General features: G+C 63.1%; 12 protein-coding genes and 1 tRNA gene. 3 read left to right on the forward strand and 10 right to left on the reverse strand.

All coding sequences use genetic code 11. The features are described 5' to 3' along the window. Positions 1-45 precede the first annotated feature (45 nt). The 5 genes from GDH07_RS17015 to ggt form a co-directional block, all read right to left on the reverse strand. Complete coding sequence (locus GDH07_RS17015) at positions 46-417, reverse strand: helix-turn-helix domain-containing protein (protein WP_152898354.1); 372 nt, start codon at positions 415-417, stop codon at positions 46-48. A 5-nt stretch (positions 418-422) separates the two neighbouring features. After that, entirely contained in the window at positions 423-725 is a 303-nt protein-coding gene (locus GDH07_RS17020; protein ID WP_152898355.1) for a type II toxin-antitoxin system HigB family toxin, read from the reverse strand. A 238-nt stretch (positions 726-963) separates the two neighbouring features. Beyond that, positions 964-1,044, reverse strand: coding sequence for a DUF3077 domain-containing protein (locus GDH07_RS32770; protein ID WP_343038310.1), 81 nt, complete (start codon positions 1,042-1,044; stop codon positions 964-966). Between the two features lie 8 nt (positions 1,045-1,052). Beyond that, positions 1,053-1,553 carry a GNAT family N-acetyltransferase gene (locus GDH07_RS17030; RefSeq protein WP_152898356.1) on the reverse strand — a complete coding sequence of 167 codons (501 nt, stop codon included), beginning with the start codon at positions 1,551-1,553 and terminating at the stop codon, positions 1,053-1,055. A 140-nt stretch (positions 1,554-1,693) separates the two neighbouring features. Then, positions 1,694-3,529: a gamma-glutamyltransferase gene (gene ggt, locus GDH07_RS17035; RefSeq protein WP_343038273.1), complete on the reverse strand. Its 1,836-nt coding sequence runs from the start codon at positions 3,527-3,529 to the stop codon at positions 1,694-1,696. A 213-nt stretch (positions 3,530-3,742) separates the two neighbouring features. Here ggt and GDH07_RS17040 point away from each other — a divergent pair, with 213 nt between their 5' ends. Next, positions 3,743-4,735 carry a cytochrome-c peroxidase gene (locus tag GDH07_RS17040; RefSeq protein WP_031320517.1) on the forward strand — a complete coding sequence of 331 codons (993 nt, stop codon included), beginning with the start codon at positions 3,743-3,745 and terminating at the stop codon, positions 4,733-4,735. Between the two features lie 66 nt (positions 4,736-4,801). On the opposite strand, the gene GDH07_RS17045 is transcribed toward GDH07_RS17040, so the two are convergent. The 3 genes from GDH07_RS17045 to GDH07_RS17055 all read right to left on the reverse strand — a co-directional run bounded on the left by GDH07_RS17045 (position 4,802) and on the right by GDH07_RS17055 (position 6,552). Beyond that, a complete protein-coding gene (locus GDH07_RS17045) occupies positions 4,802-5,374 on the reverse strand; it encodes a GNAT family N-acetyltransferase (protein ID WP_152898357.1) in 573 nt (190 codons plus the stop codon). A 71-nt stretch (positions 5,375-5,445) separates the two neighbouring features. Continuing rightward, complete coding sequence (locus GDH07_RS17050; protein ID WP_152898358.1) at positions 5,446-6,294, reverse strand: 5'-nucleotidase, lipoprotein e(P4) family; 849 nt, start codon at positions 6,292-6,294, stop codon at positions 5,446-5,448. A 181-nt stretch (positions 6,295-6,475) separates the two neighbouring features. Further along, positions 6,476-6,552: transfer RNA gene (locus GDH07_RS17055), tRNA-Met, on the reverse strand. 255 nt (positions 6,553-6,807) lie between these two features. Here GDH07_RS17055 and GDH07_RS17060 point away from each other — a divergent pair. Together GDH07_RS17060 and GDH07_RS17065 are read left to right on the forward strand one after the other, a co-directional pair. Continuing rightward, on the forward strand, positions 6,808-8,025 hold the full coding sequence (locus tag GDH07_RS17060; protein WP_152898359.1) for an MFS transporter: 1,218 nt from the start codon (positions 6,808-6,810) through the stop codon (positions 8,023-8,025). 322 nt (positions 8,026-8,347) lie between these two features. After that, positions 8,348-10,387 (forward strand): TonB-dependent receptor domain-containing protein, encoded by a 2,040-nt coding sequence (locus GDH07_RS17065; protein ID WP_152898360.1) that lies wholly within the window; start codon positions 8,348-8,350, stop codon positions 10,385-10,387. Between the two features lie 60 nt (positions 10,388-10,447). On the opposite strand, the gene GDH07_RS17070 is transcribed toward GDH07_RS17065, so the two are convergent. Both GDH07_RS17070 and GDH07_RS17075 read right to left on the reverse strand, forming a co-directional pair. Further along, positions 10,448-11,770, reverse strand: a complete 1,323-nt coding sequence (locus GDH07_RS17070; protein ID WP_152898361.1) for an OprO/OprP family phosphate-selective porin — start codon at positions 11,768-11,770, stop codon at positions 10,448-10,450. A 353-nt stretch (positions 11,771-12,123) separates the two neighbouring features. Beyond that, the gene (locus GDH07_RS17075; protein WP_152898362.1) at positions 12,124-13,110 is read right to left on the reverse strand and encodes a LysR family transcriptional regulator; all 987 of its coding nucleotides are present in this window, start codon (positions 13,108-13,110) and stop codon (positions 12,124-12,126) included. Positions 13,111-13,208 lie beyond the last annotated feature (98 nt).

A 13,208-nucleotide genomic window follows, 5' to 3' on the forward strand; every position in this document is an offset into this window, starting at 1 on the left:
TATTGGGCCTTTACCTAAGGGCAAGCTCAAGCCCGGCCGTGGTGCTCAGGATGACTTTATGGGCTTGATCAGGCTCTGGGCGGGAATGCCGAACAATTGGTGCAGTTTCCAGATCATGGGCAAGGTGAGCGCGCGCTTGCCGTTGAGCACTTCATAGACGCGGTTGGTACGGCCGATGGCGGGGGCCAGGTCGGCGGCGGACAGCCCGGACTGTTCCATGCGGAACTTGATCGCCTCGATCGGGTTGGGCAGGTCGATGGGGAACTGCCTGGCTTCGTAAGCTTCGATCAGGGTGATCATCACATCGAAGTAATCGCCTTCAGGGGTTCCCGGTTGTGGTTCGTTGTCGAACATTGGCGAGACGCTTTTCAGCGCTGCGCGATAGTCCCGGTCGGTGTGGATGGGGCGGATGTTCATGCGGGTTACTCCATGTCTACGCTGTCAGCGTCGATGGCATCGCATTGTTGGTGCGTACCTACGAATCTGATGTAGAGCGCGCCGAAACGATAGGCCACGACAACGATCAGTCGATACTCGTTGCCCTTGATGTTGAAGACCACCCTGCGGCTTTTGAGAATGCTGGCGTTGCGGTACTGGTCCTTGATCTGCGCAGGGTTGGACCACTCTGCATTCCTTGCTTCATCGATCCAGGCCAGCAGGGGCTGTTCTGCGTCCGGGTAGCGCTCCCAGAAGGCCTTCAACTGGCTGACTGCAGTAATTCTCATGGCGCGACCCTGGTCCCGCCCTGGGACTTGAACAAGTCACTGAGTGAGTCGAGCGGTGTGCGGGCAGATCGTTGGATCTACCCGTACAGGCCGCCGACTTGAGTGACGATCAAGCCATGCAGAGAGCGTGGCGTGCACGTCGTCCATCGGTGCCTTGCCCATCTCTGCCAGGAACGTGTGCCGCCCAAGCATAGCGGTCGCACCGTGGCTCCATGGCCGCCTCCAGGGCGTCGCCGATCTATACATCGGCCTTCACGCGAAACAGCGGATGCAGGTGTTCGCCGCACAGGGAAAAGCGGATTTCACCGTGGGTGGTCAGGGGCGTGCTTACGCGAAGGGTTGCAGGGGCTTGGCCATTTCACTGGTGGCGGCCCAGCCCAGGCCCTGGTAGAGGGGTTGGCCGGAGCGAGTGGCATGCAGGATGGCGAAATCCAGGCCACGTTGCCGGAACTCGGCATCCGCCAGTTGCATCAGCGCCGTGGCCAGGCCCCGGCGGCGGTGGCTGGGCTCGACGTAGACATTGAGCACGTAGCCGCGTTGATCCTGGGTCGGGTGAGCCGGGTGGGGCGGCCAGTCGATGTTCATCAGGCCGATGCTGGCCACGGGCTGCTCGGCTTCCAGCAGCACGAAGCCGTAGTAACGACCGTCCACCAGGCGTTGATGCAGCCAGGGACGAAAGTGTTCGGTCATGACCTGCAAGGTGGCTGGCGGGTGGCCGGCGTCGAGGAACATCGCCTGGCGGTGGGCGCACACCAGTTCCAGGTCCTGGAGGCCCAGGCGACGCACGCTCAGGCCTGGGACGGTGATATCGGCGGGGATCGGCTGCATTGTCTGTTCCTCGTTGGCAAGCGCTGATGCTAGGGCAGAACTTCCTGCCCGATCAGATACAGAGCGCTGCAAAAAACAGCATACAGGCCCACAAAAAAGGGCCGGCCTCACGGCCAGCCCTCGGGCGCAGCGCAGAACCCTCAGTCCCCCAGCGCTTCGCCTTCACGCCGTGGGTCGGCGCCACCGGCCCAGGACGCCTTGCCCTTCGCATCACGCACGCGAACGATGGCCTGGGTGCCGCTGGTCATGTCGATTTCATTCACCTGGTGACCCTGGGCCTGCAACGCCTGTTTCAGCGCCGGGCTGAACTGGCCCTGCTCCAGCTCGGTGGGGCCGTTGCGGCTGCCGAAGTTGGGCAGGCCAACGGCGGCTTGCGGGTCGAGGTTCCAGTCGAGCATGCCGATCACCGACTTGGCCACGTACTCGATGATCTGCGAGCCGCCGGGAGAGCCGACGCTGGCCAGCAGCTCGCCGCTGGCACGATCGAAGACCAGGGTCGGCGCCATGGACGAACGCGGGCGCTTGCCCGGCTGCACGCGGTTGGCCACCGGCTGGCCGTTCTCCTCGGGGATGAAGGAGAAGTCGGTCATCTGGTTGTTGAGCATGAAGCCCTGGACCATCAGGTGCGAGCCGAACGCCGCTTCCACCGTGGTGGTCATGGACACCGCGCCGCCCTGGTCATCCACCGCCACGACCTGGGAGGTGGAGATGCGCATCGGCGAACGGTCCGGTGCATAGGCCACCTGGATGCCCCGCGGTTTGCCGGGCTCGGCCTGGCCCATGCTGCGCTCGCCGATCAGGGCGGCACGACTGGCCAGGTAGTCCGGGGCGATCAGGCCGGCTACCGGCACTGGCACGAAGTCACTGTCGGCCACGTACAGGCCGCGGTCGGCGTAGGCCAGGCGCTCGGCCTCGGCGATCAGGTGTACCGCTTGTGGCGCCGGTTCCAGGCCGGCCGGCTGTTGGGTTTTCTGCGGTTTGAGATTGGCCAGGGTGTAGCGTGGATCACGCTGCTCCAGGGCTTGCAGGGTGCCGAGGATCTGCGCCACTGCCACGCCCCCGGAGGAGGGCGGCGGCATGCCGCAGACCTGCCAGCGCTTGTAATCGCTGCACAGTGGCGCGCGCTCCTTGGCGCGGTAGTTCTGCAGGTCGGCGAGCGACAGGCTGCCGGGGTTGGCGTGGCCCTGGACCTTGGCCACGATCTCGGCGGCGATCGGCCCCTTGTACAGCGCGTCCGGGCCTTCCTGGGCGATGCGCTTGAGCACTGCGGCCAGCTGCGGGTTCTTCAGCAGGGTGCCGACGGCCTTGGGCGTGCCATCGGCGTTGAGGAAGTAGGCGGCCATGTCCGGCGAGCGCGGCAGGGCGCTGTCGCTGCTGATCATGGTGTGCAGCCGTGGCGAGATGGCGAAGCCTTGTTCGGCCAGGCGGATCGCCGGTTCGAACAGTTGCGCCCAGGGCAGGCGACCGTGTTGCTCGTGGGCCATCTCCAGGGCACGCAATACCCCGGGAGTGCCCACCGAGCGTCCGCCGATCTGCGCCTGGGGGAAGGGCATGGGCTTGCCGTCGGCCTGCAGGAACAGCTTCTCGGTGGCGCCTGCCGGGGCGGTTTCGCGGCCGTCATAGGTGCGCACGGCCTTGCCATCCCAAAGCACGATCATCGCCCCGCCGCCGATCCCCGAGGATTGCGGTTCCACCAGGGTCAGCACGGCCTGCATGGCGATCGCCGCATCGATGGCCGAGCCGCCCTTGCGCAGCATTTCGCGCCCGGCCTCGGCGGCCAGCGGGTTGGCGGCAGCGGCCATGTGCTTGGCGGCGTGCCGGGTCTGCATGTCGGTGCGGTAGCCCGAGGCGACTTCCGGAGCGGGGGGCAGGGCGGTGGACGCTGGTGGGTTGTGGCAGGCGGCAAGGCCCAGGGCGGCGGCGAGCAAGCCGATGCCGGCCAGTTGGCGATAGCGGGAGGGGAGGGTCGAGAACACGCGTTGAGCTCCGTTCGCAAGGGAAGTGAGGTGTCGTCCGTGGGAGCAATGTACAGCAGTAGCAAGCAGCGTTGGGCTTCACCGGCCGGCAACCCCCGGCCTTGTGCGACCGGCTGGGCGCTTCAACCTGCACCGATTGACCTGAATCAGGGCACCTGGCAGCCGTTGGGCACATGGTTGGTGGCAAACCATAAAGCCTGATGAGAGGACGCCATGTACACGAGTAAGTGGTTGCTTGTTTTCGGATTGCTGTGGGGGAGCCAGGCGTGGGGAGCGCCGCCCAGCGAACCGATCCAGCCGGTGCAGCCGGCGAAGATCACGGATGTCGACAAGGTGGAGCTGGGCAAGCAATTGTTCTTCGACCCGCGCTTGTCCAAGTCCGGTTTCATTTCTTGCAACTCCTGCCACAACCTGAGCATGGGTGGCAGCGACAACCTGCCGACCTCCATCGGCCACAACTGGCACCAGGGGCCGATCAACTCGCCCACGGTGCTTAACTCGGGCCTGAGTTTTGCGCAGTATTGGGACGGCCGCGCCGACACGCTCCAGGAGCAGGCCGGCGGCCCCATCGCCAACCCGGGGGAGATGGGCTTCACCCACGACCTGGCGGTGGATGTATTGCGCTCCATCCCGCAGTACCGGGCCTCGTTCAAGCGGGTCTACGGTGACGATGGCATCAAGTTCGATGACGTGACCAACGCCATCGCGGCCTTCGAAGACACCCTGGTGACCCCCAACGCGCCCTTCGACCGCTGGCTGCAAGGCGACCAGGCGGCCATCAGCCCCACCGCGCTCAAGGGCTACCAGTTGTTCAAGTCCATCGGCTGCGTGGCCTGCCACAACGGCGAGGCAGTGGGCGGCAGCTCGTTCCAGAAGATGGGCATGATCGAGCCCTACGTGACCAAGAACCCGGCCCAGGGCGTTGCCGGGCTGACCGGCAAGGACGCCGACCGGATGCGCTTCAAGGTCCCGACCCTGCGCAACGTGGCGCTGACCTATCCCTACTTCCACGACGGTGCCTACTGGACCCTGGACGAGGCGGTGGACGTCATGGCCCGCCTGCAACTGGGACGCAAGCTGGACACCTCGGAGGTCGGCCAGATTGTCGCGTTCCTGGAGACCCTGACCGGCGACCAGCCGGACTTCAAGCTGCCGATGCTGCCGCCTTCCTCGGCACAGACTCCACGGCCACAGCCATTCAACTGACCATGAAAAAAACCGCAGCTGGCTGCGGTTTTTTTTGCGTTGCGCTCCTGTTGATGGATGGCCGACCTACATCGGCCGAGGGTTGATCAACGCGGTCAGCACATGGTCGGCCCATTCACCGTTGATCTTCAGGTAGGCGCGGGCCCGGCCCTCTTGTTCGAAGCCCAGGCGCGCAAGCAGTTGGGCACTGCGCAGGTTCTCGGGGCGGTGGTTGGCCATGAGCCGATGCAGTTGCAGCTCATCGAAGGCATGGCCGATGGCCGCTTGCAGGGCTTCGTGCATCAGGCCTCGGCCCTGGGCGTGTCGGGCCAGGGCGAAACCCAGGTGGCAGGCCTGGAACGCACCTCGCACGATGTTGGTGAAATTGCAGGTGCCCAGTACGCGCTGCTCGTCGCGATCGAACAGCAACCAGTGTCGTGCCTCTTGGGCGGCGACTTTGCCTGCCATGTCCCGTAGTCGTTGGGCCACCGCCGCAAGCTGGAAGTACTCCTCGTCGCGCAGCGGCTCCCAGGGTGCGAGGTGCTCGCGGTTATCCAGGAGGTAACGCTGCAGGGCCGGGGCTTGGTCTTGATCGGCGCTGCGCAGGACCAGGCGTTCGGTATGCAGGGGCTGGGGAGTCGGGGTTTCGGAAGCGTTCATATCTACCGCCTGCGAGGTGGGAGAAAGGCGAAACCATGGCCCGGGCGAGCCATGGTGGATGGGCTGGGAGCCTAAGGCTTGGCGGCCTTTTCCTGCCAGGCATTCGCTCCGGCGGCCGCCTTGAACTTGGCGCGGTTCTCCGGGGTGGCCGGTGGTTCGGAGTCGCCGAAGATCGCCTTCAGCCAATGGCCGTCGGTGGGGTTGGGGAAGAGGATGAACTTGCGCCCGAACTGCTCGCGGTCTTCGTTCATCAGTTGGCTGCGCTGCTGGACGTCGGCCACGTAGTACTTGCGTTTGAAGTCGTTGAGGTTGTCGCCGAGCATCACCACCACGTTGTGGTCCTTGGCGATTTCCTGTTGGCGCGGTTCCTTGTTGGAGCTGTCGCGATACACCGTCAGGTGCTGTTCGTCGGCGAACGGCAGCTGGTTGTGGCGCAGGTTGGCCAGGGCGTATTCATAGGTCTTCTCGCCCTGGTCGCGGCTGGTGACGTAGAACACTTCGACGCCCTTGGACTGGGCGTACTTGAGGAACTCCAGCGCCCCCGGGGTGGCGACCGGGCCGTTGTCTGCGACCCACTGGTCCCAGGCGTTGTCGTCGAAGAACTCCTTGTCCGAGTTGATCAGGTAGCCCCAGTAGCTGTTGCTGCTGAGCACGGTGTCGTCGATATCGCTGATGATCGCCAGCGGGCGGTCGCCGGCCTTGCGTTGTTGCAGGGCCTGGTCCAGTTGCATCCTGGCCACGTTGAAGCCCTGGTAGTACAGCGCCTGGAACTCGGCGGCGGTCTGTCGCCAGGCCACGGCGGCGGTCAACAGATTGGAAGATGGCGCGCTGGCCTGGTCGGCGAAGGCCGGGGCACAGGTCATGGCCAGAAGCGAGAACAGCCAGGGGGCGAGGGAAGTCCCGGTGGTTTTTATTGTCATGGTCGAGCCCTAGAAGTGAGGATTGCGCAGCTCTCACGAACACTGCCCGGGTGTTCTATCCCAGGCTGCGCCGGCGCTCAATGCGGGTGTCGCGATTGTGGATCAATGAGGCGTAATCCCGGGTACTTTTTCGCGGGCATAAAAAAACGGCCTACCTTGCGGTAAGCCGTTTTTCGGTACTTGGTGGCTACACAGGGACTTGAACCCCGGACCCCAGCATTATGAATGCTATGCTCTAACCAACTGAGCTATGTAGCCAAGTGGCGCGCATTATTCGCTCAGAACGAACATGCGTCAAGCGTTTTTTTCAAAAAAATATCCACGCTATCAACCGCTTATCAAAATCCCCACTTTGCTGGCATTCCCGGGTCGCAACCTGCGGCTCGAGATGCAGGGATGCATTGCGAGCGAAACAGGTCGTTAGCAAGCTAAGGGGATGGCGTGAGTGCCGGTAAAAGTGGCACATTGACGCACCTGCCCCTGTGCATCCACCCGTTGTACGGAAACAATCCTATGGCTATCAGCAATGCCCAGCCTGTCGCAACGACGGCTTCTCCTGCTTCCCAAGGCAGCCCGCTGGTCCTGCGCATCATTGGCGCGGTGGCGCTCGCGCACCTGATCAACGACCTGATCCAGGCGGTGATGCCGGCGATCTATCCGATGCTCAAGGCCAACTATGGCCTGACCTTCACCCAGGTGGGCCTGATCACCCTGACCTTCCAGCTCACGGCATCGTTGCTGCAGCCCTGGGTGGGTTACTACACCGACCGTCGGCCCCAGCCGTTCCTGCTACCGGCGGGAATGATCTGCACCCTGGTCGGCATCCTGATGATGTCCCAGGTGGGCAGCTTCGGCTTGATCCTGCTGGCTTCGGGGCTGATCGGCATCGGCTCCTCGACCTTCCACCCGGAGGCTTCCCGGGTGGCGCGGCTGGCGTCTGGCGGCCGCTATGGCCTGGCGCAATCGAGCTTCCAGGTAGGTGGCAATGCTGGCACCGCGTTCGGTCCGTTGCTGGCGGCGGCGATCATCATTCCCTATGGCCAGGGCAACGTGGCCTGGTTCGGCCTGTTCGCGCTCTTCGCCCTGGTGGTGCTGTATGCCATCAGTCGCTGGTACGCCAACCACCTGCGCCTGTACCAGCTCAAGCAGGGCCAGGCAGCGACCCACGGGCTCTCCAGGGAGCGAGTGATCAGCGCCCTGGTGGTGCTGGGGCTGCTGGTGTTCTCCAAGTATTTCTACATGGCCAGCTTCACCAGCTACTTCACCTTCTACCTGATCGAGAAGTTCGACCTGTCGGTGGCCAGTTCACAGTTGCACTTGTTCCTGTTCCTGGGAGCGGTGGCGGCGGGGACCTTCTTCGGTGGTCCCATCGGCGACAAGATCGGGCGCAAGGCGGTGATCTGGTTCTCGATCCTCGGGGTGGCGCCGTTCACCCTGTTGCTGCCCCATGTTGACCTCTTCTGGACCAGCGTACTGAGCGTGGTGATCGGCTTCATCCTGGCCTCGGCATTCTCGGCCATCGTGGTCTACGCCCAGGAACTGGTGCCAGGCAAGGTGGGCATGATCGCCGGGATATTCTTCGGCCTGATGTTCGGTTTTGGCGGAATCGGTGCGGCCCTACTGGGGCACCTGGCGGACCTGGACGGTATCGAGCATGTGTATTTCCTGTGCTCGTTCCTGCCGCTGTTCGGCGTATTGGCGATCTTCCTGCCCAGGACTCGCAAGGCCTGAGGCCAAGTGCTGTCGAACACGCCCGGGCCATGCCCGGGCGTTTTGTTTGTGGGCCTGGCAATGGTTTTGGCGTTGGCGTGCATCTGGCCGGACGGGCATTTGCCCAAGCGCTGGATCGACAGTTGCCTGGGGCGGTCCTTCGAGGAAGTGGCTGAACAATGGCAGCAAGCGACACGCGCGCAGGAGCTCGATTCAGACGCGGCTGAATATGTCGGTTCTGTAACTTTTTCGTATCTAAATGATAATCATTAGTATTACACTCCGGTCCCCCTATCCCTTAGCGCACCGTTAAGGTGCATTGGTTCGACAAGGATTGCGTGTAATGAAACTCAGCTCCTGCCTGTTCAACTCCCTCCTATTGAGTGCCGGTGTCGGCTTGCTTGGTCCGCTGGCACAGGCCGCCGAGACCGGTGATGACTCCAAGCCGACATCGCTGGAATTGGATACCGCCTTCGTCACGGCCAGTGGTGGTGCCACTGATCTCAAGGATGCGCCGGCCAGTGTCAGCGTCATCACCCGTGAGGAAATCGAACGTCAGCCGGTCTATGACCTCAACACCTTGCTGCGCCGGGTGCCGGGCGTGACGGGCGGTTTCGGCCCGGTGGGCGAGCAGTCGAAGATCAAGCTGCGGGGGCTGGACGACAAGTACACGCTGATCCTGGTGGACGGCAAGCGGGTCGGTAGCTCCGGGGATATCAGCTACCGTCGTGACTTGGCGCGCCAGGACCTGAACTGGATCTCGCCGAACATGATCGAGCGCATCGAGATCGTCCGTGGGCCGATGTCCTCGCTTTATGGCTCGGATGCCATGGGTGGGGTGATCAATATCATCACCCGCAAGGTGTCGCGGACCTGGAGCGGTTCGGCCAGCACCAATATCACCGTGCCCAAGGATTCCGACCGCGGCCAGACCACCCAGTACAGTGCCAACCTGTCCGGCCCGCTGACCGAATCCCTGGGCCTGCGCCTGGGGGCCAACGTGACCCGGCGCGCGGCGGACGAGGCTCAGGCCCGTCTCGATTCGAAGGGCGAATTCATGTATGGCGACGGGGCTGGAGGCTCCAAGGACCAGAGCCTGAATGCCCTGCTGGACTGGCAGATCAATGATGAGCAGAGCCTGTCCTTCGAGGCTGTACATGGGGTAGAGCGTGCCTGGGCTCCAAAAAGCGAGGATGCGGTTGGGGAGTCGTTCGGCCCCAGCCGCCTGATCCGCGACAGCTACATCCTGTCCCATGTCGGGGAGTGGAGCTTCGGTACCTCGAAACTCGATGCCTACCTGAACAAGTACCGCAACGATATCGACTGGGGCAAGGCCAGTTCCGAAGAGAAGATCGTCGAAGGCAGCCTGAATATGCCGTTCGAGTTGCTGGTGGACCAGCGCCTGACCGTCGGTGGGCAATGGAAGCGTGAAGAGCTGACCAACACCGACACCCTGGGCACGGTGCCGGTGGACTACAAGGGCGCGCCAGTCAGTGGCTCGACCCTGAAGGGTGATTATTCGGCGGCCTTCATCGAGGATGAGCTGTTCCTCCTGGACAACCTGTCCCTGACCCTGGGCAACCGCTTCGACCACAGCGACAAATATGGCAATCACAACAGCCCGCGGGCCTATGTGGTCTACCACCCGCATCCGGACTGGACGGTGCGCGGCGGGGTGTCCAAGGGCTTTCGTGCGCCGAGCCTGAAGGAGGGCAGCGCCGGCGCGGCGACCGAGTCCGGTGGCCGTGGCTGTGGCTCGCTCAAGCCCCTGGGATACAAGGAGGGTAGTTGCTGGATGGCCGGTAACCCGGACCTGACGCCCGAAACCAGCACCAACAAAGAGATTGGCGTGTCCTTCAACCATGACGACTGGGAGCTGGGCCTGACCTATTTCCATACCGATTTCAGAGACAAGATCGAATATGCGCCTCTGGATTTCTACCAGGGTCGCTGGTGGACCATGCTGGATAACATCGACAAGGCCCGGACCCGCGGCTGGGAAGGCACCACCCGGATTCCGCTGGGCGACTCGGTGAACTGGCGCACCAACGCCACCTACATGCTGGAAAGCCGCAACTTATCCACCGGCGAGGACCTGATCAGTGCGCCCAAGCTCTCGCTGTTCAGTGCGCTGGACTGGCAGGTCAACGATCGCTTGAGTACCGAACTGTCGGCGCAGCATGTGGGCAAGCAGCGAGGGATACGCAATGACTTCGTGCAGTCCTACACCACCTACGACTTGACGGCCAACCTGGCCCTGACCAAGTGGCTGACCTTGAATGGCGGGGTACAGAACCTGCTGGACAAGGACCTGCGGGACGGCTCGACCAACTTCTATGTGCCTGGCAGGGCGTTCTTCGCAGGGGCGACCACCTACTTCTGAGGTTACAACAGGGCTACCCCATTGCCTGGCAGTGGGGCGGCCCTGTTGTTGCGAGTAGGTCTAGAACACGTATTGCATGCGCATGACCAAGCCCTGGCCGGAGTCGTCGCCGACCGCATTGCGGATGTTGTCGGTCCTGGCCTTGATGTAGTTGGCGCTGAGTTTCAGGGCTTCGTTGGCATACCAGTTGACCCCCAGGGTATGGCTCTTGCCCTGGGCATCGCCCACGCTGCGCAAGGCGCTGCTGGCGACCACGTTGTCATCCTCGACCTTCATGGCGTCATAGCGATAGAACAGTTCCCAGGCCCCGAGCGACTTGTCCTCGGGCTTGATGGTGTCGAACCTGGCGCCATCGAGCTTGTAGATCCGCGGCTCGCCGGTGAGGGTGTAGGCCAGCTGTGCGTAGTAACCCGAGGCCTTGAGGTCCTTGGCCGCGGTATCGGCCTTTAGGGTACGGCGCAGGTATTCGGCCTGGATCGAGAAGGCCTGCAAGGCCCAAGCCCCTTCGAGCCCCCAGACCGAGTCGCCTTTCCACAACCCGGACTGGGCCGTGGCGCCGCCGAAGACCCCGCGGTTGCCGTTGCTGCCTGCGCTGTTGCCGCCATTGGTCTCCACGCCGCGGATGCCCATGCGCGAACGAATGCGGGTGTCGACGGCACTGTCCTTGAGATCCCGGTAGGCGTATTGCAGGCCCAGGTGCAGGACGTTGCCCGATTCATGCCAAGGCGCGAATACCCCGCGCAAGTTGTAGCGCTTGACGCTGTCGCCATCGGTATCGTTGTTGTTCTCGCTGAACAGGCTGCCTGACAGGTAGACCTGCTTGGCCAGCACAGCATTGGCTTGGACCCCCGTGCCGTTGTTGTCACCCACCCACTCGGCGGCGTCATAGGACAGGTTGCGTTCCAGGGCCGTGACCCACTTGGAGCTGGTGGCTTTTTCCAGACCGAAGTCGGTGTAGAAGCGCCCGATCTTCAGGTTCAGTGGGGCGAAGCCGGTGTAGGTCACGGTCGCTTCATCGAAGTAACCGGTGCTGTCATTGCCGACGTTGCGCGACAGGTCGTAGTTGATCTGGTATTTCCAGTCGCGGTAGGCGGTGCCGCCCAGCTCCAGGTAGGCTCGGCGGAAGTAGGCGGCGTCCGCGGTATTGCCATTACGGGTGTAGTAGCCGTCGAAGCGGCCATAATCCGCCTGCAAGCGTCCGCCCAGCTTGAAGCTGAACTCCTTGTCGGTAGTGGCCACTTCCAGGCCACCTTTGGTTTTCACGACGATATCGGCGCCGTCGGTGGTGACTGTGCCCGCATGTGTGGTGAGGGTGATTGCCATGCCCAACAGGCCGAAAACTGCTGCACAGCCCGTTGGGGTTCCGGTGGTTCTGACCGACATACTGCTCTCCCGTCCGTTTCTCTTTTTTGCCTTGAGTGGCCATGCCTGTAGGGCTGGCTGGGCGGATAGTTGTCAGCGCGGATGAAGCTTTTTGTTGATTTACATGACGTTTTTATGTCGTTCGGGCGGGGGCTATCCCACAGTCCAGGAATTTCAAGGGCCGTGGCGTGGTGGGGGCATGGCGAACCAGGTCCTTGGAATATGTCAGGAACATGAAAGATAAAAGTCATGGGCCGGATCGTGGGATCGAAGAGGCTGGCTATCGCACCAGCTCGCGGCAAACAGAGAACGCCATCCAGAGGCGGGCGGGACTCTCGGGATAAGGCTTGTTCCCTTCCCCAGAAGCGGCGGGCTCAAGCGTCTGAGGGGGAGAACCACTCGCGGCGCTTGATGAAGGCCTGTTGAATCACTTCCACCAGGTTCCTGACTTCGGGGCGTGCAGCGGCCTGGGCATGGGTGCTGAGCCAGGCGTATTGCAGCAGCGGCGCATCGAACAGCTGCGGCAGCGGGAGCAGGGTCTTGTCCAGTCGGGCAATGTAGTCAGGCAACAGGCCGATGCAGGCGCAGTTCCTGATCAGATCCAGGGCCAGGTGCGGGTCGCCGGTTTGTGCGATACCGCCGGCGCGACGGCGTACCAGGCGGTTCCAGGGCTCCAGGGCGGGTATGTCATGGTGGCCGCTGACCTGCACCAGCAGGTAGTCATCCAGTTGCTCAAGGCGCCAGGGCAGGACGTTCCTGGGGGCATAGCGCTTGGCCAGGTGGGCGCAATAGCGGATTTGCGCGAGGCGGATAGGTTGGGTGGTGGCGAAGCCGGGGTCCGGTCGTGGGCTTCCAGGGTCGGCCAGCCACAGCATGATGTCGGCCTTGCTCGAAGGCACTCCTTGCAGCGGAACCAGTTCCAGGTGCGAGGTGGCGTTGCGGCGCAGGAAGGTGATTAGGTCCCGGGTGAGGACGTCTCGCAGCAGCATGTCGGCGACGGCGATGACCACGCTGGCCGGGCGGGCGGACTCGATCTTGCCGGGCGGCCGTAGCTCCTGGCGGCTGGAGAGGTCTTTTTGCAGGCGCTTGCCCACCAGGGTCAGGCTCAGCTTGTTGTCTTGGTAAAGAAATAGCGGCGTGCCTATGCATTGCTCCAGCACCAGCAGCTTCTTGCGTAGCACTGCCGCACTGATATTCAAGCTGCGGGCCGCTTGCTTGAACGAGGCGCAACGGGCGCTGGCCAGGAAGTATTGCGCGCAGTGGGTATCGATCCACTGCATGTCGATGCGCTGTTCTTCTGCAGCCATGGGCAGGCCCGGAGTGTCTGGCGGGCAACTGTTGGTGGTTCTCCGCTGCCCCATGCCCGGCTCCTGGTTGGTATCCGGAGCCAAGGATACGCAACGCCACCTTTCACCAGCATCGCGGGCAAATTACTTATCTGTAATGCCTGGGTGGGGGA

The organism is Pseudomonas piscis (genome assembly GCF_009380155.1).
Taxonomy (GTDB): domain Bacteria; phylum Pseudomonadota; class Gammaproteobacteria; order Pseudomonadales; family Pseudomonadaceae; genus Aquipseudomonas; species Aquipseudomonas piscis.